The 21,964-nt window shown below is 75.2% G+C and carries 21 protein-coding genes; 11 read left to right on the top strand and 10 right to left on the bottom strand.

The window, feature by feature from the left end; translation table 11 throughout:
* Nucleotides 1-32: 32 nt before the first annotated feature.
* The 3 genes from WIS52_RS27905 to WIS52_RS27895 all read right to left on the bottom strand — a co-directional run bounded on the left by WIS52_RS27905 (nucleotide 33) and on the right by WIS52_RS27895 (nucleotide 4,216).
* Complete coding sequence (locus WIS52_RS27905) at nucleotides 33-1,424, bottom strand: FAD-binding oxidoreductase (protein ID WP_349301380.1); 1,392 nt, start codon at nucleotides 1,422-1,424, stop codon at nucleotides 33-35.
* A gap of 189 nt (nucleotides 1,425-1,613) precedes the next feature.
* On the bottom strand, nucleotides 1,614-3,449 hold the full coding sequence (locus tag WIS52_RS27900) for a rhodanese-like domain-containing protein (protein ID WP_349301379.1): 1,836 nt from the start codon (nucleotides 3,447-3,449) through the stop codon (nucleotides 1,614-1,616).
* Nucleotides 3,446-4,216 (bottom strand): alpha/beta hydrolase, encoded by a 771-nt coding sequence (locus WIS52_RS27895; protein ID WP_349301378.1) that lies wholly within the window; start codon nucleotides 4,214-4,216, stop codon nucleotides 3,446-3,448. Before WIS52_RS27895 ends, WIS52_RS27900 begins: the two co-directional genes overlap by 4 nt.
* Nucleotides 4,217-4,576: 360 nt before the next feature.
* On the opposite strand from WIS52_RS27895, the gene WIS52_RS27890 reads away from it, so the two are divergent.
* Both WIS52_RS27890 and WIS52_RS27885 read left to right on the top strand, forming a co-directional pair.
* Entirely contained in the window at nucleotides 4,577-5,425 is an 849-nt protein-coding gene (locus tag WIS52_RS27890) for a LysR family transcriptional regulator (RefSeq protein WP_349301377.1), read from the top strand.
* Between the two features lie 137 nt (nucleotides 5,426-5,562).
* Nucleotides 5,563-6,903: an NtaA/DmoA family FMN-dependent monooxygenase gene (locus WIS52_RS27885; RefSeq protein ID WP_349301376.1), complete on the top strand. Its 1,341-nt coding sequence runs from the start codon at nucleotides 5,563-5,565 to the stop codon at nucleotides 6,901-6,903.
* A gap of 12 nt (nucleotides 6,904-6,915) precedes the next feature.
* On the opposite strand, the gene WIS52_RS27880 is transcribed toward WIS52_RS27885, so the two are convergent.
* The gene (locus WIS52_RS27880) at nucleotides 6,916-7,377 is read right to left on the bottom strand and encodes a hypothetical protein (protein ID WP_349301375.1); all 462 of its coding nucleotides are present in this window, start codon (nucleotides 7,375-7,377) and stop codon (nucleotides 6,916-6,918) included.
* A gap of 152 nt (nucleotides 7,378-7,529) precedes the next feature.
* Here WIS52_RS27880 and mgtE point away from each other — a divergent pair, with 152 nt between their 5' ends.
* Nucleotides 7,530-8,855, top strand: a complete 1,326-nt coding sequence (gene mgtE, locus WIS52_RS27875; protein WP_349301374.1) for a magnesium transporter — start codon at nucleotides 7,530-7,532, stop codon at nucleotides 8,853-8,855.
* Here mgtE and WIS52_RS27870 read toward each other — a convergent pair.
* Nucleotides 8,819-9,913: a TerC family protein gene (locus tag WIS52_RS27870; RefSeq protein ID WP_349301373.1), complete on the bottom strand. Its 1,095-nt coding sequence runs from the start codon at nucleotides 9,911-9,913 to the stop codon at nucleotides 8,819-8,821. The genes mgtE and WIS52_RS27870 overlap by 37 nt on opposite strands.
* Before the next feature lie 256 nt (nucleotides 9,914-10,169).
* Complete coding sequence (locus WIS52_RS27865; protein WP_349301372.1) at nucleotides 10,170-11,147, bottom strand: SDR family NAD(P)-dependent oxidoreductase; 978 nt, start codon at nucleotides 11,145-11,147, stop codon at nucleotides 10,170-10,172.
* 212 nt (nucleotides 11,148-11,359) lie between these two features.
* On the opposite strand from WIS52_RS27865, the gene WIS52_RS27860 reads away from it, so the two are divergent.
* Entirely contained in the window at nucleotides 11,360-12,190 is an 831-nt protein-coding gene (locus tag WIS52_RS27860) for a SigB/SigF/SigG family RNA polymerase sigma factor (protein WP_349301371.1), read from the top strand.
* Nucleotides 12,191-12,192: 2 nt separating this feature from the next.
* Here the strand turns inward: WIS52_RS27860 and WIS52_RS27855 are convergent, their stop codons facing one another.
* Nucleotides 12,193-12,693, bottom strand: coding sequence for an SDR family oxidoreductase (locus tag WIS52_RS27855; RefSeq protein ID WP_349301546.1), 501 nt, complete (start codon nucleotides 12,691-12,693; stop codon nucleotides 12,193-12,195).
* A gap of 280 nt (nucleotides 12,694-12,973) precedes the next feature.
* On the opposite strand from WIS52_RS27855, the gene WIS52_RS27850 reads away from it, so the two are divergent.
* A complete protein-coding gene (locus WIS52_RS27850; protein ID WP_349301370.1) occupies nucleotides 12,974-13,342 on the top strand; it encodes a TraR/DksA family transcriptional regulator in 369 nt (122 codons plus the stop codon).
* A 73-nt stretch (nucleotides 13,343-13,415) separates the two neighbouring features.
* Here the strand turns inward: WIS52_RS27850 and WIS52_RS27845 are convergent, their stop codons facing one another.
* The gene (locus tag WIS52_RS27845) at nucleotides 13,416-14,009 is read right to left on the bottom strand and encodes a type 1 glutamine amidotransferase domain-containing protein (RefSeq protein ID WP_349301369.1); all 594 of its coding nucleotides are present in this window, start codon (nucleotides 14,007-14,009) and stop codon (nucleotides 13,416-13,418) included.
* 224 nt (nucleotides 14,010-14,233) lie between these two features.
* Between WIS52_RS27845 and WIS52_RS27840 the strand changes: the two genes are divergently transcribed.
* Nucleotides 14,234-14,584 carry a hypothetical protein gene (locus WIS52_RS27840; RefSeq protein ID WP_349301368.1) on the top strand — a complete coding sequence of 117 codons (351 nt, stop codon included), beginning with the start codon at nucleotides 14,234-14,236 and terminating at the stop codon, nucleotides 14,582-14,584.
* A 28-nt stretch (nucleotides 14,585-14,612) separates the two neighbouring features.
* On the opposite strand, the gene WIS52_RS27835 is transcribed toward WIS52_RS27840, so the two are convergent.
* Entirely contained in the window at nucleotides 14,613-15,188 is a 576-nt protein-coding gene (locus tag WIS52_RS27835) for a hypothetical protein (protein WP_349301367.1), read from the bottom strand.
* A gap of 138 nt (nucleotides 15,189-15,326) precedes the next feature.
* Nucleotides 15,327-16,625 carry an MSMEG_0569 family flavin-dependent oxidoreductase gene (locus WIS52_RS27830; RefSeq protein WP_349301366.1) on the bottom strand — a complete coding sequence of 433 codons (1,299 nt, stop codon included), beginning with the start codon at nucleotides 16,623-16,625 and terminating at the stop codon, nucleotides 15,327-15,329.
* A 228-nt stretch (nucleotides 16,626-16,853) separates the two neighbouring features.
* Here WIS52_RS27830 and WIS52_RS27825 point away from each other — a divergent pair, with 228 nt between their 5' ends.
* The 5 genes from WIS52_RS27825 (at nucleotide 16,854) to WIS52_RS27805 (ending at nucleotide 21,963) form a co-directional block, all read left to right on the top strand.
* On the top strand, nucleotides 16,854-17,372 hold the full coding sequence (locus WIS52_RS27825; protein ID WP_349301365.1) for an MSMEG_0572/Sll0783 family nitrogen starvation response protein: 519 nt from the start codon (nucleotides 16,854-16,856) through the stop codon (nucleotides 17,370-17,372).
* 134 nt (nucleotides 17,373-17,506) lie between these two features.
* On the top strand, nucleotides 17,507-18,691 hold the full coding sequence (locus WIS52_RS27820) for an MSMEG_0568 family radical SAM protein (RefSeq protein WP_349301364.1): 1,185 nt from the start codon (nucleotides 17,507-17,509) through the stop codon (nucleotides 18,689-18,691).
* A 4-nt stretch (nucleotides 18,692-18,695) separates the two neighbouring features.
* Nucleotides 18,696-20,258 (top strand): MSMEG_0567/sll0787 family protein, encoded by a 1,563-nt coding sequence (locus WIS52_RS27815; RefSeq protein ID WP_349301363.1) that lies wholly within the window; start codon nucleotides 18,696-18,698, stop codon nucleotides 20,256-20,258.
* Entirely contained in the window at nucleotides 20,255-21,124 is an 870-nt protein-coding gene (locus WIS52_RS27810; RefSeq protein WP_349301362.1) for a carbon-nitrogen hydrolase family protein, read from the top strand. The genes WIS52_RS27815 and WIS52_RS27810 overlap by 4 nt, the downstream gene beginning before the upstream one ends.
* Nucleotides 21,121-21,963, top strand: a complete 843-nt coding sequence (locus tag WIS52_RS27805; protein WP_349301361.1) for a carbon-nitrogen hydrolase family protein — start codon at nucleotides 21,121-21,123, stop codon at nucleotides 21,961-21,963. The genes WIS52_RS27810 and WIS52_RS27805 overlap by 4 nt, the downstream gene beginning before the upstream one ends.
* The last annotated feature ends 1 nt before the right edge of the window (nucleotide 21,964 follow it).

Below are 21,964 nucleotides of genomic sequence, written 5' to 3'. Positions count from 1 at the left end.
ACGCCGTCGTGCGTCCCGCGGGTGACGGAGGTTCAGAGGGCCTTGCCGGGATTGAGGACGCCGCCCGGGTCGAACACCGCGCGCAGCTCACGCTGCAGGTCGTGGGACACGTCGCCGAGCTCGTCGCGCAGCCACCGGCGCTTGAGCAGGCCGACGCCGTGCTCCCCGGTGAGCGTGCCGCCGAGCCGCAGCGCGGTGCCGAAGACCTCGCCGGCGGCGGCCCAGACGTGGTCGTCGAGCTCGCGGCCGGCTTCGAGGACGAGGATCGGGTGCAGATTGCCGTCGCCGGCGTGCGCCATCGTGGCGATCCGGATGCCGCTGCGGGCGGCGATACCCGCGATCGCGGTGACCGCCTCAGCCAGCCGGGACCGGGGCACGGCGACGTCCTCGACCAGCACCCGGCCGAGCCGCTCGAGGGCCGGCAGACCGGCCCGGCGGGTGGCGAGCAGCTCCTCGGCCGCGGCGTCGTCGGCCGCGATCTCGACCGAGCGTGCGAGCGGCTCGACGACCGCGCGGACGGCGTCGATCTCGGCGTCCGCGCCGAAGCCGTCGGTCTGGACCAGCAGGAACGCCCCGCCCGGCGGTGTGGTGCCGCCCGCCTCGGCGATCGCCTCCAGGCACGCGGTGTCCAGCAGCTCGGCGACAGCCGGCTGCAGCCGGGCGGCGGTGATCGCCGCGGCGGCCGCGGCGGCGGCCTCGACGTCGTCGAACCAGGCGGCCAGGGTCGCGGTGCGGACCGGGACCGGGCGCAGCCGCAGGGTCGCGCCGACGATCACCCCGAGGGTGCCCTCGGAGCCGACGAACAGGCCGGTCAGGTCGTAGCCGGCCACGCCCTTGACGGTGCGCCGCCCGGTGGAGATGCGGCGGCCGTCGGCGAGCACGACGTCGAGGCCGAGCACCGAGTCCCGGGTGACCCCGTACTTGGCGCAGCGCAGACCGCCGGCGTTGGTGGCGATGTTCCCGCCGATCGTGGAGATCGCCAGGCTGGCCGGATCGGGTGCGTAGCGCAGGCCGTGCGCGGCCGCGGCCGCGTCCAGGTCGGCGGTGATCACCCCGGGTTCGACGACGGCGAGCTCGTCGGCCGGGGAGACCTCGACGATCCGGTCGAGCCGGCTCAGGTCGAGCACGACGCTGCCCGCGCCGGCCACGGTGCCGCCGGACAGCCCGGTCCCGGCCCCGCGGACGACGACCGGGGTACCGGTGGCGTGCGCGTGGGTGAGCACGGTGGTCACGTCGTCGACCGAGCGGGCGACCACCACGGCGTCCGGGTCGGAGCCGGGGTCGAAGCCGGACCGGTCGAGCCGGGCGGCGGCCCGGGCCGCGGCGTCGTCGGTCCAGCCGGGCAGCGCGGAGAAGCCGGGCGGTCCGGCCGGCTCGGACAGCGCAGCCGGGTGGGGCGTTGCGGGCGGGAGAACTCTGGTCACGGGTTCCTGCTTCCGGGTTCGCCGCCCGGGGTGCGGGTCGGCGGCCCGCGCGGCGGCGGGACGGGGTGCGTGCGGGCACGCGGGAACCGGAGGCGACGGGGCGGCGGGCCGACCCGTCTCAGCAGGTGCGACAGCCGGTGGAGCCGACGGTGCCGTGGTCGATGACGCGACGGCGGGTGAGCGGGAAGGTCACGGCGTGTCCCCGGTGGCGACCGGTCGGGCCGGGTCGTTCGACCAGGCCGACCAGGACCCGGGGTAGAGCGCGGCCGGCACCCCGATCGACGCGAGCGCCGCGACCTGGTGCGCGGCGGTCACCCCGGATCCGCAATAGACCCCGACCGGGTCGGTGCCGGTCGCCCCGAGCGCGCCGAACCGCGTGCGCAGCTCGGCGGCGGGCCGGAACCGGCGGTCCGGGCCGAGGTTGTCGCCGGTCGGCGCGCTGCGCGCCCCGGGGACGTGCCCGGCGCGCGGATCGACCGGCTCGGTCTCGCCCCGGTACCGCTCCCCCGCGCGGGCGTCGAGCAGGACGCCGTCCCGGGCGAGCTCCGCGGCGCCGTCGGCGTCCAGTGTGGGCAGGTGCCCGCCGTCGAGGACGACGTCGCCCGGCTCGGGCACCGGCTCGTCGCCGGTGGCCAGCGGGTGTCCGGCGGCACGCCAGGCGGCCAGCCCACCGTCGAGCAGCCGCACGTCGGGGTGCCCGCCCCAGCGCAGCAGCCACCAGGCGCGTCCGGCGGCAAGCCCGCCGGCGTCGTCGAGCACGACCACGGGCCGGTCCGCCCGCACCCCCCAGCGGCGGGCGGCGGCCTGCAGGTCGGCGAGGTCGGGCAGCGGGTGGCGGCCGTCGGCGGGGTCGTCGATGTGCCGGGCCAGCTCGGTGTCCAGGTCGACGTAGACCGCGCCGGGCGGGTGGCCCGCGCGGTGGCGGTCGTGGCCGTGCGGGTCCCCGAGCGCCCACCGGACGTCGAGCAGGGTCGGTGGGTTCGGACCCGCCAGCTCGGCGGCCAGGGCGTCGGCGTCGACCAGCACCTCGACGCCCGGGAGCGTGGCGCGCAGGTCCGCGTCGTCCAGCCCGCCCGCGTCGGTCCCGGCCGCCACGGCGGCCCGCAGCCGGTCCGCGGCGGCGGCGTTCAGCGGTGCGGAGATGCCGTGCAGCGCGGCGAGCAGCACGATCTCGCCGTTGAGGAAGTCTGTCTCTGGAGAGACCCCGCGACGCAAGCTCTGCCAGGTCGACCGGCCGGATTGGGCGCGGCCCGGGATCGGGTGTGTGCTGAGCTCGCCCAGGTCCAGGGTCGTCTCGGCGCGGATGTCGGCAGGCTCGACGCCCGCGGTCCGGTAGACGCGCCGGGTCTCGCCGCGCAGCGCGGCGGCGGCGCGCTCGCGCAGCGGTCCGGCCGGGTACAGGGCGTCGAGGACGTTGCCGATGACGGCGGGGAGCTTGCCCGCCTTCCAGCGGGGCAGGTCGTCGACCACCTGGGTGGGGTGCCGGGCCGCCCGCAGGTCCTCGGCTATCCGCTCGAGCACCGCGTCGCGACTCGCGGGGTAACGCCCGACCCAGACCAGCGCGGCCGCCGGCGCGCCGGGCGCCTCGACCTCCCCCGGGGTGACGTAGGTGCTCGGTGAGAACACCACGGCCCCGTAGACGGTCGCGAAGCGGCGCAGTGCCGCCCGCTCGGTGTCGAGACCGTTCTGCAGGGTCAGCACGGGCAGCACCTCGCCCGCGGTCCGGGTCCGGCCGGACGCGTCCTTCACCGGCCGCGCGGCCCAGGTGGCGAGGGCCGCGTCGGCGTCCTGGGCCTTGGTCGCGAGCACCAGGACGTCGCCGTCGCGCAGGTCGACACCCTCGTCGCCCGAGACCGGCACGGTGACGTGATGCTCCCCGTCGGGGCCGAGCAACCGCAGCCCTCGTCGCAGGGCGGTCAGGTGCGCACCGCGGGCGACGAGCACGACCTCACGCCCGGCCCGGTGGAGCTCCGCGGCCAGTACGCCGCCGACCGCTCCGGCCCCGATGACGACGTAGCGGCTCACCTGGCGTCCGCCGTCCACTCGGTACGGGCGATCGGTCCGGTACCGCCGCGCAGTCGCTCCAGGAACAGCACCGCGGTCGCGGCCGCGGTGCGGTGGGTCCGATCGTTGAGCGCGTCGTGCACGCCGCCGTCGATGCTCACGAGCTCCCCGGTGCTCAGGCCGGCGAACCAGTCGCGCACCCCGGCCAGCGGGCTGATCGCGTCGGCCGTGCCGTGCAGCCCGAGGACCGGGAATGTGATCGCGCCGGGCCGGGCCCGCTCGGTCCACCCGGCGGGCACCGGTTCACCGACGGCGCCGCGGCGGAACGCGTCGTCGTCCGCGAGTCGCCCCTGGTGGGCCGGGCAGGACGTGCGCAGGGCCAGCTCGTCGTCCCAGCCGGCCGCCGCGGCGGTGCCGGCGCCGAGCGGGAGTCCGGCGAGGACGAGACCGTCGACGCCCGTGGGGTCCTGCGCGACGAGCCCGGCGGCGAACAGCGCGCCGGTGTCCGAGCCGACCAGCACGCGCGGCGGCGGACCGGCCTCGCCGGGCTCGTCGGACGGGGTCCGGTCGAGCAGGTCACGGATCTGGGTCCGGGTCCGGGCCTCGTCTACGGTGGGGTCGGACACCGCCCACACCCGGTACCCGTCGGCCGCGATCCGGCGCCCGAAGCGCTCGTAGACCGCGGCGTGCTCGCCGCGGCCGGGGACGACGACCACGGTGCCCCGGGGCACGATGCCCTCGGGCTCGGTCCAGGAGGAGACGACCGGAACTGCGCCCGCGACGGTCATGCGGGAACCACCCTCTCGACGGATGTCGCACGGTGCGGCACCCGGGCGGCGGCGCACCGGGCACGGCAGGACGGGACGGCCACGCCGAAGGCGGGCCGGAAGGGGACGGGCGCGGACGCGCCCGGCGGGATCAGCGACGCCGACAGGCGGCGGAGGACACGGTGCCGTGGTCGATGACCCGGCGGCGCGTCAGGGGCTCGGCACGGCGCAGGCCGGCACCCGGCAGGATGCCGGTCCGGTGAGCGTTCGTCGTGCGGGCCACGCGATCAGTAGAGCATGCGGGGTCCCCCCTGCGTCCAACGACGAATGCTCATCACAATCGATCAGCGATCGCGATCGGTGCTGTTAGCGTCGGTCCCCGTGCCCGCCGTCCTGGACATCACCGCCCTGCGCAGCATCGTGGCCGTCGCCGACCAGGGCGGGTTCCACCGGGCTGCCGCGGGTCTGAGCCTGTCCCAGTCCGCGGTCAGCCAGCACGTGCGACGGCTGGAGAAGACCCTCGGACGGCCACTGGTCCGCCGGGACGGCCGGGCCAGCCGGTTCACCCCCGAGGGCGAGGCACTGGTCGGCGAGGCCCGCCGGATCCTCGCCGCGCACGACGACGCGCTGCGCCGCCTCGGCGTCGGGGACCCCCGCGACTCGCTGGTGCTGGGCTCCACTGAGCACGCCGCGGACGAGCTGCTCCCCCGGGTGATGGAGCGGCTGCAGGAGATCTTCCCGGGCACCGCGGTCCGGTTCCGGCTCGACCGCTCCGGCCGGCTCAACGACGCGGTCGACCGCGGCACGCTGGACCTGGCGATGTACATCGGCGACGCCGTCGACGGCCACAGCGTGTCCGCCGGCGCGATCCCGCTGACCTGGTACGCCGCCCCCGGCTGGCGGCGCCCGGCCGGCGAGCCGATCCCGCTCGTCGTGATCGACAGCCCGTGCACGATCCGCCGCCGGGCCCTGCAGACGCTGACCGAGCACGGTCTGGACTGCACCGTCGTCGGGGAGGCTGCCTACCTCGCCGGGGTGCTCAACGCGGCCCGTGGCGGGCTGGGCGTCGCGCTCGTCGCGGGGCTCGGGGACCCGCCTGCGGGGCTGGAACGGTGCGCGGACCTGCCCGCGGTCCCGCCCGAGCGGCTGCACCTGCGGGCGCGGGCCGGATCCGACCCGCGCCTGCTCGACACCGCGGTCGGCGCCCTGGGCCCGCTGCTCACGTCCTGACCCGGCCACAGTCCGGTGTCGACCGCCGCCCGGTGGCGGGAACACCGGGGCACCGGACGTGTTGCAGTGGGGAGAGCCGCGTGCCGGGCCCGCGACGGGCGGGTGCCGCACTGCCGCACTGCCGCAGAGGAGACTCGATGCCGCGCAAGCAGATCCACCTCGCCGCACACTTCCCGGGCGTCAACAACACCACGGTGTGGAGCGACCCGGCGTCGGGCAGCCACATCGAGTACGACTCGTTCGCGCACTTCGCCCGGACCGCCGAACGGGCGAAGTTCGACTTCCTGTTCCTGGCCGAGGGGCTGCGGCTGCGCGAGCACCGCGGCCGGATCTACGACCTCGACGTCATGGGCCGGCCGGACACCTTCACCATTCTCAACGCGCTGGCCGCGGTCACCGACCACCTCGGGCTGGCCGGCACGATCAACTCCACCTTCACCGAGCCCTACGACGTCGCCCGCCAGTTCGCCTCGCTCGACCACCTCTCCGGCGGCCGGGCCGCCTGGAACGTGGTCACCTCCTGGGACGCCTTCACCGGCGAGAACTTCCGACGCGGAGGGTTCCTGCCGAAGGAGAAGCGCTACTCCCGGGCCAAGGAGCAGCTCGCCGCGGCGGCCGCGATCTGGGACTCCCGGGGCGGACCCGAGGACCGCTCGGAGTTCGCGTTCACCTCGGACCAGTTCGACGTGCACGGCCGGTTCGCGCTCCCCCGCAGCCCGCAGGGCCGCCCGGTGATCCTGCAGGCCGGGGACTCCGAGGAGGGGCGCGAGTTCGCCGCCGCCTCCGCCGACGCGATCTTCTCCCGGCACGCCGACCCCGAGGCCGGACGGGCGTTCCTGTCCGACGTCAAGGGCCGGCTCGCCCGCTACGGCCGCCGGTGGGACGACCTCAAGATCCTCCCGGCGGCGACGTTCGTGCTCGGCGACACCGACGCCGAGGCCGCCGAACGGGCCGAGGTCGTCCGGTACCAGCAGGTCAGCCCGCAGACCGCGATCGTGTTCGCCGAGCAGCTGTGGAACACCGACCTGTCCGACCGCGACCCGGACGGCCCGCTGCCCGAGTTCGACCCGGTCTCCGGTGAGCTGGTGTCCCAGGGCCGGGCCAGCGTCCGCCAGTACCGCGACCCGAAGGCCGACGCCGACCGCTGGCGCGCGCTGGCCGAGGAGAAGAACCTGTCGTTGCGCGAGACGGTCATCCACATGACCGGGCGGCACACGTTCGTCGGGAGCCCGGCCACGGTGGCCGCCGCGATCGACGACGCGGTGCAGTCCGACGCCGCCGACGGCTACGTGCTCGTCCCGCACGTGACGCCGGGTGGACTGGACGAGTTCGCCGACCGGGTGGTGCCGCTGCTGCAGGAGCGCGGCTCGTTCCGTACCGACTACACCGGCACGACGCTTCGGGACCACCTGGGCCTGGCGCCGGTGCCGACGGGGACCGACCCCACCGCAGCCGCGACGGAGGCCCCGCCGGCGTAGCCGCGGCCGGCCTCAGCCCTTTCGGTCCGGGTCCTCCCCCGGCTCCCCGCCCTCGGAACGCCCGTCGTAGCGGGACGGGCGGTCGTCGCCCTCCCCGGTGGTGTGCTCCCTGCGCGCCCGCGCGGCGATGAAGGCCATCACCAGCGGGATGCCCAGCAACAGCCCGAAGGACAGGATGCTGGCGACCCAGTCGGACGGCAGCAGCACCAGCACGATCACGGTGATCGCGAACGCCTGCAGGATCCGGTTGAGCCGGTCGTTGTCGGTCCTGGTGCGGCGGGCCGCCTCCAGCGACGACATCTCGGTCTCCAGCTCCGGGGCGGACCGGCGCAGCTCGTCCTCCAGGCCGGAGAGGCTCTGCTCCTCGCGGCGGTTGAGCGGCTCGGCCGACGGCCTCGGCTCAGGATCGGGTTCCGGGCCGCCCCCGGCGGGCTGCTGCGGAGGTGGCGGCACGGGTGGTGGGGTCACTGACATGGCTACCTCCTCGGTGCCGACGGCCACGGCGATCCGAGCTCCCCGGCGGACCCTTCCCAGCGTATCGAAACGGACAAACCACCGCCTGCGGCGGTGTGTCGTGTCGTCGGTCCACCCGGCCGTGACCCCACGGTAGCGGCAGGATCTTCATCATGGAGCGCCTGACCGACCTCGTGGCCCGGCACGACGCGATCGGGGTACGCGACTGGCTCGACGACCGGCCCCCGCACGAGATCGCCGACGAGCTGGCGCGACTGGAGCCCGTCGGCGCCGGATGGGCGTTCCGACTGCTCGACAAGGACCGCGCGCTGAGTGCGTTCGAGGAGCTCGACCCGGTCGACCAGCAGGAGCTGCTCGGCGGGCTGCGCGACGACGCCGCCGTCGCACTCGTCGAACGGATGGACCCCGACGACCGCGCCCGGATGCTCGGCGAGGCCCCGGCCAAGGTCGCCACCCGGATGCTGGCCGGGCTGAGCAGCGGCGAGCAGGCGATGACCGCGACGCTGCTCGGCTACCCCGACGGCTCGGTGGGCCGGGAGATGTCACCGGAGACGGTGGCGGTGCCGGTGCAGGCGACCGTCACCGAGGCACTCGCCGTGGTGCGCCGCAAGGGGGCCGACGCCGAGACCGTCTACACCCTGCCCGTCACCGACGCCGGCCGCACCGTGCTCGGCACGGTCTCGCTGCGGGAGCTCGTGCTGGCCCGCCCGCAGGCCCGGGTCGCGGACCTGGTCGACACCGGCGTCCCACGGGTGCAGGCCACCGATCCCGCCGAGTACGCCGCCCGGCTGATGGGCGAGGCGAACCTGCTGGCGCTGCTCGTGGTCGACTCCGAGGACCGGCTGCTCGGCCTGCTCACGATCGACGACGCGGTGGAGATCCTGGAGGAGGCCGACACCGAGGACGCCGCCCGCCAGTCCGGTGCGACGCCCTGGTCGGGCCACTACATGTACGTCCGGGTCACGAAGCTGGCCCGGACCCGCGCGCTGTGGCTGGCCGTGCTGCTGCTGGCCGCGGTGCTGACCGTCAACGTGCTGCAGCTCTTCGAGGACTCCCTCGAGCAGGTCACCGCGCTGGCGCTGTTCATCCCGCTGCTGGTCGGGACCGGCGGCAACGCCGGCGCCCAGGCCGCGTCGGCGGCGGTCCGGGCGATCGCGGTCGGTGAGGTCCGCCTGGCCGACCTGCCCGCCGTCGTCTGGCGGGAGCTGCGGGTCGGGCTGCTGCTCGGCGCGCTGCTCGGCGGGCTCGGGCTGGTGGTGGCCTCGGTGCTGGTGGGCGTGCAGATCGCAGGAGTGGTCGCGGTGACGCTGGTGGCGATCTGCGGCTGGGCGGCGACGGTCGGCGCGACCATGCCGCTGCTGGCCCGGCGCCTGGGCATCGACCCGGCCGTGGTGTCCGCTCCGCTGGTCACCACGCTGGTCGACGCGACCGGCCTGCTGATCTACTTCTCGGTCGCCCGGTTGCTGCTCGGCGTCTGAGCGAGATCGCCGTCGTCCTCGGTGGCCGCGGTCCCGTCGCCCTCGGCCGGCGGGGTGTCCCCCGCGGCGGCCGCGGCCTCGGCGCGGCGCCGGGTGACCATCAGGCTGGCAATCGCGGCGACCGCGATCGTGCCGGTGATGACCAGCAGCGACAGCCAGATCGGCACCTCGGGCACCGGCACCGGCTGCCCGCCGTTGATGAACGGCAGGTTGTTCTCGTGCAGGGCGTGCAGGGTCAGCTTGACGCCGATGAAGGCGAGGATGACCGACAGGCCGTGCGCCAGGTAGATCAGCTTCTCCAGCAGGCCGCCGATCAGGAAGTACAGCTGGCGCAGGCCGAGCAGGGCGAACGCGTTCGCGGTGAACACCAGGAACGGCTCCTGGGTCAGGCCGAAGATCGCCGGGATCGAGTCGAACGCGAACAGCAGGTCGGTGAAGCCGATCGCCACGATGACCAGCGCCATCGGGGTCAGCATCCGCTTGCCGTCGACCCGGGTGACCATCTTGTCGCCGTCGTAGTGCGACGAGGTCGGCAGCACCTTGCGCACGGCGCGGATCAGCTTGGTGTCCCCGGCGTCGCCGGGATCGGCCTCCTCGGAGGACATCGCCTCCTTGATCTGGGAGTACGCCAGCCAGAACAGCACGATCGCGAACAGGTAGAAGACGGCCGACCACTGCTCGATGATCACCGCACCGACCGCGATGAAGGCGCCGCGCATGACGATCGCTATGGCGATACCGATCAGCAGCACCTTCTGCTGGTGGATCTTCGGCACCGCGAACGCGGTCATGATCAGCAGGAAGACGAACAGGTTGTCGACCGACAGCGCCTTCTCGGTCATCCAGCCGGCCATGTACTCGCCGCCGTACTGCCAGCCGGAGAAGACGCCGACACCGACACCGAACAGCAGCGCGACGGCGACGTAGCCGGCCGACCAGATCGCGGACTCGCGCAGCGTCGGTTCGTGCGGCTTGCGGACGTGTCCGACGAAGTCGAACACCAGCATGCCGACCACGAAGGCACACGTGGCCAGCCAGACCCAGAGAGGGACGTTCATGAGCGGGATCCTCCAGCGCAGCATCGGGCGCTGAAGGTCTCCTCCGCCCGCATGATCGCGGACCGGCGCCACCGGGCCCAGCTCGTCCTGGTTCCGTGATGACGGCGACGCCGTGTTCGGGAGTACTCCCCTTCGCAGACCGGAACGCTAGGGCATCTGATCGAGTTCCCGATACCGGGGACCCCGGCGACCCTCGTCACAACCGTCCGATTCGCCCGATCGGCGGTCCCGCGACCGGGTCGTCGCGGGCGGTGGCTCAGCCGGCGGCGGGCCGCGCGGCGCCGTGCACCGGGGGCTGCACCGGACGGGGCAGGGCCGGCACCCGGACGGCCGGCGGACGCACCGTGCGGGTGCCGGAGCCGACCCGGTGCGCTGCGGGCACGACGGGCAGCGGGCCGGTGGCCGAGCGGCGCGGGTGGGGCACCGGCCCGGCGGACACGTGCGCCGGGCGCGCCGGGAGCTCCGGCAGGGTCCCCTCGGCGGCGCCGGCGCCCACCAGGCGCATCCTCGCCGGGGCGTCGCGGAACGGGCCGGGCACCGGCGACGGGCGGGTGTCACCGGGTCCGGGCACGTCCGCGGCGCCGGGACGGGTGCGGGCCGTCACCGCGGAGCGCAGCGCGCCCCCGGAGGCCCGCAGGTACCCGGCGAGCGCCCGGTACCCACCGCCCGGGGCGGACTCGGCACGTCCGCGGGCGAGGTCGTCGAGACCGCGGCGGGCCACCCGGGCCGGCTCCGTCCACGACGGGCCGGGCGGGTCCCCGTCCCCGCGGACCCGGCCGGGGATCGCCGCCGTCGCGGTCACCCCGGTCCCGCGCAGCGACGCGGCCACAGCGCCGGTGAAGGCGAGCACCCGGGACTGCGCACCGGGGTGGGCGACGTTGAGGACCCCGCCGCGGCCGCCGACCCGCATGGCCCCGACCGCGACGTGGGTGAGCCGCTCCAGCGCGGCGAGGCGCGGCTCGTCCGGCGGGCCGGCGTTGTTGACCAGCAGCTGGACCGGGCGGTCGGGGTCGGCGACCCGTCGCTCGACGGCGGCGAGCCCGGCCGGGTCGGTGAGATCGGCGGCCAGCGTCTCCACGATCGCTCCGGTGGCGCGCCCGACCCGCTCCGCCGCGGCGTCCAGCCGTCCGGAGTCCCGGGCGACCAGGACGATCGAGTACCCGCGCTCGGCGAGCTCCCGGGCGTAGGCCTCGCCGAGCCCGCGGCTCGCGCCGGTCACCAGTGCTGTCGGCATGGGACGGACGGTAGGGACCGGACGCTGTGGGGGCCCTGAGAACACGCCGGGCGGAGACCTGGCCGGAGGTCCGCGCGGTTGTCGCCGTCCGGACCTCTGGGTACGGTGACGGGTCCGGCTCCTCGGGCGGCGTGACGCCGCCGGCAGGGCCGGACCGGCCCGTTCAGTCACGCAGCGGACCTTGCAACTGCCATCGGCGATCGCGAGGACGCATGCACGCACTTGCCCCACCGCCGGCTCCGACGGGCTCGGCCCGTGACGGCCGGACCGGCTACGACGACCTGATCCCCCACCTCGAGCGGCTGGCGACGATCCCGTACGACGCCCCCGAGCGACCGGCGCTGCGCGATCACGTGATCACCGAGTTCCGGCCGCTGGTCCGCAACCTCTCCCGCCGGTTCGCCCCGGCGGGCCGCGGTGTCGAGGACGTCGAGCAGGCCGGGATGCTCGGCCTGGTCAAGGCCGTGGACCGGTACGACCCCGGCTCCGCGACCGGCGGCCCGCTCGGCTACCTCGTTCCCAGCATCCGCGGCGAGATGAAGCGCTACCTGCGCGACCACTCCTGGTCGGTGCGGGTGCCGCGCGACCTCAAGGAGCTGGCCGTGCGGGTGCAGCGCTCCGCGGACACGCTCGGCCAGGAGCTGGGCCGGCCGCCGCGCCCCTCCGAGCTGGCGCGCGAGCTGGGCGTGGGGGTCGACGAGATCGTCGACGCCCTCGCCGCGCTCGACTCGCACAGCGCCCGCTCGCTGGACGCCCCGGTGGGCGACGGCGAGTCCGGCGACGAGGCCCCGCTCGGCGAGCGGATCGGTGACGACGACCCGCGGCTGGACGTCGCCGCACACCGCTCGGAGATGCACGCGATGATCGGTGAGCTCCCCGAGCGGGAGCGGACGATCCTGATGATGCGGTTCTACGGCGACCGGACCCAGTCCTCGATCGCCGCCGAGATGGGCATCTCGCAGATGCACGTCTCCCGGATCCTGACCCGGACCCTGTCCCGGCTGCGCGAGCGGATGTCCGAACAGGACTCCGCGGAGGGCTGACCTCAGCCGGGCATGGTCTCCCCGCCGACGGGGGCGAACACCTCGCCGGTGTAGTACGACGACAGCGCCGGCGCCGCGAAGAACACGTAGGACGGGGCGATCTCGTCCGGCGCGGCCGGCCGGCCCATCGGGGTCTGCTCGCCGAAGCCCTCGACCTTGTCCTCCGGCATCGTGGCCGGGATCAGCGGCGTCCACACCGGACCGGGTGCGACGCAGTTCACCCGGATGCCGCGCCCGGTGAGCGACTGCGCCAGCGAGTAGGTCAGCGACTGCACGGCGCCGTTGGTGGCCGAGTAGTCGATGAGGGACTTGTTGCCGCGCAGACCGTTCACCGAGCCGGTGCTGATGATCGCGGCACCGTCGACGTCGGCCCCCTCCTTCGCGAACGCCACGCAGACCGCACGGCCGATGCCCGAGTTCCCGCCGGTGACCAGGGCGACGGTGCCGCTCAGCGGGCCCCGCCCGACCCAGTCGCGCATCTCGTCGCGGGGCCGGGGACTCATCGGGCCGGTACCCCCGGGCGCGTCCTGCTGCTGGGCGGGCGGCCTGTCGGTCACGGAGACCTCCTCGGTCGCGGTGTCATCGGACATCGGCCGGCCGCGGGCCGGCCGGCGCGGTGTGCGGTCCGGACGGGCGATCCGCCGGACCGGTCGCACGCCCGCTCGGCTACCCAGCCGCCGTCCGGGGAAACGGCGCCGCGAGCGGGCCGGGTGTCCCGCGCCGCGGACCGGGTAGTCACCCCCGCACCGGCCGAGCGGGCCGGTAGCGGCGAGAGGAGAGCCGATGGACGCGCAGCGGGCACGCACCCTGCTGGAGGACGAGCTCGCCCGGGTCGAGGAGACGGCCGACCGGGCGACCCGTGACGAGGACCCCGCGTCGGGGGCCGACCGGTCGGCAGCGGGCCAGGACTTCGGTGACGCCGGTTCTCGGGCGGCCGAGGCGATGGACCGTGACCTCACGATCGGCACGTTGCGCGGGCGGCGGGACCGCGTCCGGGCCGCGCTCGGCCGGCTGGACCGCGGGGAGTACGGACGGTGCGCGGAATGCGGCGCCGAGATCGACGACGACCGGCTGGAGCAGCGACCGGACACCGACCGCTGCCGCGACCACCCCGAGGACGACGCGCGGATGCCCGGCCCGGTCGAGTCCTGACCCGGCACCCCGCGCACGACGAGCGGCCCGGACCCTTCGGGGGTCCGGGCCGCCGGTCGTCACCGGAGCCGCGTCAGGCGGTCGCGCCCGCGGCGCGCACCGGGTGCCTGCCCTCGGCGAACTCCTCGATCAGCTTGGCGCAGAAGGCGTCGAGGTCGTCCGGGTTGCGGCTGGTCACCAGCGCCTCGTCGCAGACGACCTCCTCGTCGACGACGGTCGCGCCGGCGTTGCGCAGGTCGGTGCGGATGCTCGGGAACGAGGTCAGCGTCCGGCCCCTGACCACGTCGGCCTCGATCAGCGTCCACGGCCCGTGGCAGATCGCGCCGACCGGCTTGCCGGCGTGGAAGAACGCCTGCACGAACGACACCGCGTCGGAGTTCACCCGCAGCCCGTCCGGGTTGATGGTGCCGCCGGGCAGCACCAGGGCGTCGTAGTCGTCGGCCGACACGTCGGTGACCGCCTTGTCGACGTCGATCTTGTCCGACGGGGTGATGTCGCCGTTCATCGACTGGATCGGGTCGGTCGACAGCGACACCAGTTCGACCGTGGCCCCCGCCGCGCGGAGGTCGTCGCGCGGGCGGGTCACCTCGACCTGCTCCACGCCGTCCGTCGCCAGGATCGCGACCCTGCGGCCCGCCAGATCGTTCGACGCTGCGTCGTTCGCCACCGTGAGTTCCTCCTCGTGTCGTCGTTCGGTGTCTCCGTGACGGCTTCCCGCTGCGAGGGCGTCCAATCACCGCACGGCCGATCGGCGACCGGCGGGTGTGCGCGGACCGGCACCGGGTATGCGGTTCCGGACCCCTTTCTCACGAGGAGGACGAGGAGCCGTTGCTGGACCTGCTCCGGATCCTCCACCGCAAGGGTCGCGGCGAACCCGGCTGAGGAGCGCACATGTGGAATGTCCTGGAACGATGGATCGGGCGCTTCCGGCGGCCGCCGGTCGAGGACGTGGAACCGGACCCGAACCTGGCGAACAGCCGGGCGATCGGCGGCGCCGACACCGAGCGGGGCGACTCCGCGGCGACGACCGGGACCGGTCGCAGCGGCGAGTTCGTCGGGCGGGTCGCCGGTCGCGACGAGGGTTACGCCGGGGAGACCGGCGCGGAGGCCCGGGCCGAGGCCGGCGAGGCCACCGCCGGCGCGGACGGTGCCACCGGGGACGGTGCCGGAGGGAATCGGGCCCGGCCGGACGGTTCCGTGGCGCAGCAGGGCCACGGGGATCCGCCGCGGCCGTCCCGCTGATACCGGCCGGCCGGTAGTACGCCGGCGGTCAGCGACCGGCGACGGAGCTCGTCGGCGCCACGGGGCCCTGCCGGACCACGAGCCCGGAGGCCTCGACCCGCTCGGCTGCCTCCACACACGTCGCCACCCGGACGGCGCCGGGCGCCTCGGCGGTGACGCCGTAGGCCTGCGGCCCGGGCAGGTCCGGGGACAGCCGCCGGGCGTCGTCGGAGACCGCCGCGAAGCCCTGGCGGCCGTAGACCCACACCGCGCGGTCGCCGTCGTCGCCGGCCCCGCCGACCGGCGCCGACAGGAACGTCAGGTCGCCGTCGACGTCGAGGTAGCGCTGGTCGTCCGGCACCGCGCCCGGGCGCAGCGAGCCGGCCAGCGCGTCGAAGTCGGTGCCGCGGGCGGGCGTGCAGGACCGCAGTGCCGCAGCGGGATCGGTCGTGGCGAGCCGGGTGAAGTCGGTCAGCACCGTCTCGGGGTCCGGTTCCGAGTAGGCCTCGGGCTCACCGACGAGCGCGCCGAACCCGACGACGACCGCCGTCAGCAACCCGGCCCCCACCAGGAGGGTCCCCACGCACCAGGCCACCGTCCGCAGGACCAATGACCAGGAGTTCATGCACTCCACGCTAACCGCGGACGCCCGATCCGGCTGGTCGGAGCGTGATCGGTTACCCGGCGGTGACCTCCCGGGGGTGGTCCTCGATCGGCTGCGTCACGCGGATCTTCCGGCGGTGTCCCCGATCCGGTAGTGCGATCAGGACCCGAGCGCGAGGACGTTGCAGACGTCGCCGCGCCCGCCGGTCGAGGTGAGGCCGCGCTGCGAGCGGATCCGCTCGGCGAGGAACTCGGCGTCGTTCCCGACGCCGGAGAACCGGCCCGAGCCCCAGGTCCACTGCCACGGCAGGCCCAGGAAGTAGAGGCCCGGGGTCCCGGTGACGCCGCGGCTGTGCACCGGGCTGCCGCGCCCGGTGAACACCCCGACGTCGACCCAGCCGAAATCCTGCCGGAAGCCGATGCACCAGACCACCGAGGTGATCGACGAGCCGCTGAGGTCCAGCTCGGTGGTCTCGGACTCCGGGCGCCAGACCGGCGTGTAGCGCTCGCCGGGCGGCGCGTCGATCCCCTCCCGGTCGACGAACCCGTCGATGGAGTCCTTGATGGACTCGCTGACCTCGTCGGCGTGGTCCAGGGACGACTCCAGGTCCGGGCGGAACCGCAGTGTGCCGCCGGCGTGGTCGGTGAGCACCCCGTAGAGCCGCATGCCCTCGGTGGCGAACCGGCGCAGGTCGATGTCGCGGCCGCCGTCGCGGCCGGTCACGTAGTGGTTGGCCTGCGCGCGTACGGCCTCCCGGCGCGGGTGCTCGGTGACCGGCATCCGGTAGTAGCCCATGTCGTGCAGCCAGTCGGTGACGTCCCGGCCGCGGTAGAACCGGGACACCCGCGGCGCGTTCCCGACGACGAGGTGCACCCGCCGGCCGGCCAGGTGCAGGTCCTCGGCGATCTGGGCGCCGGACTGTCCGGAGCCGACCACGAGCACCTCCCCGGGCGGCAGCGCGCCGGGGTTGCGGTACTCGTGCGACTGCACCTGGGCGATCTGAGCGGGCAGCGGTTCGGACAGCGGCGGGACCAGCGGGGTGTGGTAGCCACCGGTGGCGACGACGACCTGGTCGGCGGTGCACTCCCCCGCCGTCGTCGTCAGGTGGAAGGTGCCGCGATCGTCGCGGGACAGCCGGGTCACGCCGACCCCTTCGTGCAGCGGCGGTTCGACGAAGCTCCGGTAGGCCTCGAGGTAGTCGACGATCTCGCTGCGCACCATGAACCCGTGCGGGTCCGGCCCGGCGTAGGGGAAGTCCGGCAGGTCGCACTGCCAGTTCGGGGTGACCAGGCAGAAGGTGTCCCAGCGGTTCCGTTTCCAGGACGAGGCGACGACGTCGCGCTCCAGCACCAGGTGGTCGATCCCGCGCCGGGCGAGGCAGCGGCTCATCGACAGGCCCGCCTGCCCACCCCCGACGACGACGACCGGGCGGTGCTCGCCCTCGAGGTCGGCGCTCATGAGGATCCTCCAGGGGTGCGGTGGGACGACGGACACCCCACCGTCCCGCCGTCGCGTTTCCGAACCGTGTCGACCGGACGGCGGGGACGTTGCCACGTGTTACGCAACGCCCCTGTCACAAAGGCGCCGACCGGCCTCGACGCCGTAGTCCGCACACAACACCCCGGAAACACGTCGCTGGTCTCGTATGCGGAACCGGCCCCACCCCTCCCTGCTAGGAGACGCATCATGACCAGCGCCGAGCTGAGCGACGTCGAGAAGAAGAGCCTCGAGGAGATCCCGCACCCCTCGCTCCCGGAGGGCTCGAGCATCTACGGCGGCACCAAGGTCTTCCCGGACCTGCAGGCCGAGGACGGCGAGACCTACTTCACCCTGGTGCACGGCATCGCGCACGAGTCCTCGGTCAGCTTCGTGGCCGTCCTGCAGGCGACCCGCGCGCTGCGCAAGGGCTTCGAGTCGGCCATGTACTTCTACGGCCCCGGCTCGCTGAACTGCCTGGCGACCCGCGGGTTCCCGACCACCGGGACCTCCGCGTTCCCGGGTGAGCACAACATCAACGACCAGCTCAAGACATTCCTGAGCGAGGGCGGCAAGGTCTACTGCTGCCGGTTCGGCCTGTCGCTGCACGGCGCCCGCGAGGAGGACCTCATCGAGGGCGTCATCCCGACCCACCCCCTCGACGTGCAGGACGCGCTCATCCACTACGCCCGCAAGGGCGCGATCATCAACTCGACCTACCAGCTCTGAGGCAGTCCCCCACCCCGCCGAGATGCAGTCCACGGCTCTCCCGAGACGGGAGCCGCGACCCTGAGCTGCATCTCGGCAGGGATCGGGCCCGGCCGCACGGCCGGGCCCGGCCCGCCGAGGCCCCGGAGGTCCGTATGGCCGCACCGTCCGTCCCGCCGTCCCGTGCCGATTCGGATCTCGGGCTGCGCGCCCGCGCGGAGCTGGCCGTCCGCGGCGTGGCGATCGACAGCGCCCCTGCATCGAGCGACACCGTGCCCGAGCCCCGCGGCGGGAGCGTCACCGAGCTCGGCTCGGTGATCCCGCTGCGCCGGCCCGGTGGCGCCGGCCCCTCGGCCGACGGGCACGTGCTGGTCGACGGGCTGAGGACGACCGTCCCGATCGTCGCCGACTCGCCCTACCGGCTGCGCGACGGCCGGCTGGTCCGCAGCGAGCCGGGTGGCGGCGTCACCGACATGGGCGTCGCCGTCGACACCGTCGCCCGTCCCGCGTTCTACGACCTGTGCACCGCCGACGGCGTCGGCTACGAGCAGATCGCCCGGCTGCACGGGAACGACGTGCTGGCCTCCACCGTCGTCCAGACCTGCGTGCGCTACGGCGCCGCCGACCGCTGCCGATTCTGCGCGATCGAGCAGTCGCTGCACTCCGGCGCGACCACCGCGGTGAAGACGCCCGATCAGCTCGCCGAGGTCGCCGAGGCCGCCGTCCGCCTGGACGGGGTGCGGCAGATGGTGCTGACCACCGGCACGTCGAACGGCCGCGATCGCGGCGCCCGGCACCTGGCCCGCTGCGTGCGCGCGATCAAGGCTGCGGTGCCGGGGCTGCCGGTGCAGGTGCAGTGTGAGCCGCCGGCGCCGGACGACCTGGCCGCGCTCGCCGCGCTGCGCGAGGCCGGCGCGGACGCGATCGGCATCCACGTCGAGTCGCTCGACGACGACGTCCGCCGACGCTGGATGCCCGGCAAGGCCACGGTCCCGCTGGCGCAGTACTGGACCGCGTGGGACGAGTCGGTGCGGCTGTTCGGCCCGGACGCGGTGTCGACGTACCTGATCGTCGGGCTCGGCGAGGACCCGGACGAGCTGGTCGCCGGCGCCGCCGCGCTGATCGCCCGCGGGGTCTACCCGTTCGTCGTCCCCTACCGGCCGATACCCGGCACCCTCGCCGCCGGCGACGGCGTCACCGGCCCCGACCCGGCGCTGCTGGCCGACGTGACCGCCCGGGTCGCCGCCGAGCTGCGCGCGGCCGGGATGCGTGGGGCCGACCAGGCCGCGGGCTGCGCGGCCTGCGGGGCCTGCAGCGCGCTGTCCGCGGTGGGGGGCTGAACCGGTGTACGACGACGGCACGCCCCGGTCGCGGGCACTCGACGGCATCGCGGTCCTGTCCGACGTGGACGGACCCGGCCCGCTGCTCCGCCCGGTCGCCGGGCGGGTCGGCGATGCCGCCCGCCTCACCCGCACCACCCGCTGGGTCGCCGACGAGCTCCTCGGCGGCCGACCGCGCCGCCTCCCCGGCACCCCGGACCTCACGATCACCGAGGTCCGCGCCGCCGACGCCGCCGACCCGCTGGTCGTCGCCTACCGGGTGCTGCGCCGGGAGGTGTTCTGCCGCGAACAGGGCCTGTTCGCCGACTCCCCCGCGGCCGACCACGACGACCACGACGACGACCCGCGCGCGGTCGTGCTGCTCGCCCACGACGGCGCCGGGGAGCTGCTCGGCGGCGTCCGGCTGGGCCCGGCGGACCCGTCCGGTGTGGACATCGGCTGGTGGACCGGCAGCCGGCTGGTCGTCGCACCGAGGGCCCGGCGCCGCGGCGGGGTCCGGGTCGGCGCCGCGCTGGTCCGGGCCGCCTGCGCCCGGGCGGAGGCGGCCGGGGCGCTGCGCTTCGACGCCGACGTGCAGGCCGCGAACGCCGTCCTGTTCACCCGTCTCGGCTGGGACCGGGTGCGCGACAACGAGATCAACGGGGCCCCGCACGTCCGGATGCGCTGGCCGATCGGTCGGATCCGGGCGCTGACCAGCGCGACGAAGGCCCCGCTGGGGGCACTGCTGGGCGCGCTCGGACCGCCCGGGTTCGTCGGCGACGACGGGGCGCCGGTGCCCGGCACCGACCTGGTCGCCTGCTGCGACGCGATCGTGCCCGCCCTGGTCGAGCGGGACCCGGAGTGGGCCGGCTGGGCCGGGGTGCTGGTCAACGTCAACGACCTGGCCGCGATGGGCGCGGCCCCGGTCGGGCTGCTCGACGCCGTCGGCGCCCGGGACGCCTCGTTCGCCCATCGGGTGCTGTCCGGGGTGCGCGCGGCCGCGGCGGCCTACCGCGTCCCGCTGCTCGGCGGGCACACCCAGCTCGACGTCCCCGCCGCGCTGTCGCTGACCGCGCTGGGCCGCACCTCGCACCCGGTGCCCGCCGGGGGTGGGCGGCCCGGGCACCGGATCCGGCTCACCACCGACCTCGGCGGCCGCTGGCGGCCCGGCCACGCGGGCCGGCAGTGGGACTCGACGACCACACGCACGTCCGACGAGCTGGCGGCGATGGTCGGCGCGATCGGCCCCGGCGCGGCGCACCGCCCGGCCGCGGCCAAGGACGTGTCGATGGCCGGGATCGCCGGGACGCTCGGGATGCTCGCCGAGGCGTCCGGTGTCGGCGCCGTCCTCGACGTCGCCGACGTGCCCCGCCCGGACGGCGCGAGCGCCGGGGACTGGTTCACCTGCTTCCCCGGGTTCGGCCTGCTCACCGCGGACGATCCGGGCGCACCGGCGCCGCAGGCCGGTCCCGCCGTGTCGGCCGCGTGCGGCGAGCTGGTCGCCGGCACCGGGGTGCGGCTGCGCTGGCCGGACGGCGAGGAGACCGAGGCCGTGCCCGGCCAGGTCACCGGCATGGGGCGCGCGTGAGCGCCGGCGGGACCACGTTCGCCGCCGCCGCGCAGGGCTTCGTGCGGGACCTGGAGGAGGACTTCGTCCGGGTCGCGGCGACGATCGCGCGGGCCCGGTCCCGCGGGGTGCAACTGCTCGCGCTGCCCGAGGCGGCGCTGGGCGGGTACCTCTCGACACTGCACGGGGACGGGACGGACACCGACACGCCGCCGCAGCTCGATCCGGACGGCCCGGAGATCCACCGGCTCGCCGCGCTGGCCGGGGACATGGTCGTCACCGCCGGGTACTGCGAGGCCCCGGACGCGGCGTCCGGCGGGCGTCCGTACAACAGCGCCGTCGCGGTCACCGGCGACGGTGTACTGGGCCGGCACCGCAAGGTGCACCAGCCGCTCAACGAGCACAGCTCGTACGCGCCCGGTGACCGGTTCGCCGCGTTCGACACGCCGGTCGGCCGGATCGGCATGCTGATCTGCTACGACAAGGCGTTCCCGGAGGCGGCCCGCGCCCTGGCGATCGACGGCGCGACCACCGTGGTCTGCATGTCGGCGTGGCCGGCCTCGCGCACGAACCGGGCCCCGGTGCTCGCCGAGGACCGCTGGGCGCGGCGGTTCGACCTGCACGACCGGGCCCGCGCGCTGGAGAACCAGATCGTGTGGGTGTCGGCGAACCAGGCCGGTACGTTCGGCGACATGCACCTCGTCGGCTCCGCGAAGATCGTCGACCCGGGCGGTGAGGTCCTCGACGGCACCGGCTCCGGGCCCGGGCTGGCCGTCGCGACCGTCGACGTCGACGCCGTGGTGGACGCCGCCCGCCGCTACATGGGGCACCTGCGCGACCGCCGGCCCGGCAGCTACGGGCCGGAGCCGGCGACCGCGGGGCGGTGACGCCGGTGCGCGTCGCCGCGGCCGCCGCCAACTTCACCCGGGACCTGGCGTTCGACCTCGACCGGATCGGTGTGATCGTCGCGCACGCCCGCGAGGCCGGGGCCGCGGTGCTCGCGCTGCCCGACGGCGCGCTCGGCGGCTACATCCACGACCTGCGCCACCCCGACCCGTCGGACCGCACCGTGCTGCCGCCCGCGCTGGACCCGGACGGTCCCGAGGTGCGCGCGGTGGCCGCGCTCGCCGGGGACCTGGTGGTGTGTCTCGGCTTCTGCGAGGCCGGGCCGGGCGAGAGCGAGCGCTACAACTCCGCCGTCTGCCTGACCGGCGACGGCGTCCTGGGCCGGCACCGCAAGGTGCACCACCCGGCCGGTGTCGCGGGGCTGTTCCGCTCCGGCGACGGGTTCACCGCGTTCGACACCCCGGCCGGGCGGATGGGGATGCTGATCGACCACGACAAGACGTTCCCGGAGTCGGCGCGCTCGCTCGCCCTGGACGGCGCGGAGACGATCGCCTGCCTGTCGGCCTGGCCGACGTCGCTGACCAACCGGGCACCGCGGATGGCGCAGGACCGCCAGGCCCGCCTGTTCGACCTCTACGACCAGTCCCGGGCCGCGGAGAACCAGGTGCTCTGGCTGTCGGCGAACCAGAGCGGGCGCAACGGGTCGCTGCACTTCCTCGGCCGCGCCAAGATCGTCGGTCCGGGTGGCGAGATCCTGGCCCGGACCTGGTCGAAGGGCGGTCTCGCGGTCGCCGACGTCGACCCGGACGCCGCGATCGGCGCGGCCCGGGCGGTGCTGCACCACCTCGAGGAACGCCGGCCCGACCTCTACCGGAGCTGAG

This window comes from Pseudonocardia nematodicida (assembly GCF_040105385.1).
Taxonomy (GTDB): Bacteria; Actinomycetota; Actinomycetes; order Mycobacteriales; family Pseudonocardiaceae; genus Pseudonocardia; species Pseudonocardia nematodicida.
This window is presented reverse-complemented; position numbering and strand designations above follow the sequence as displayed.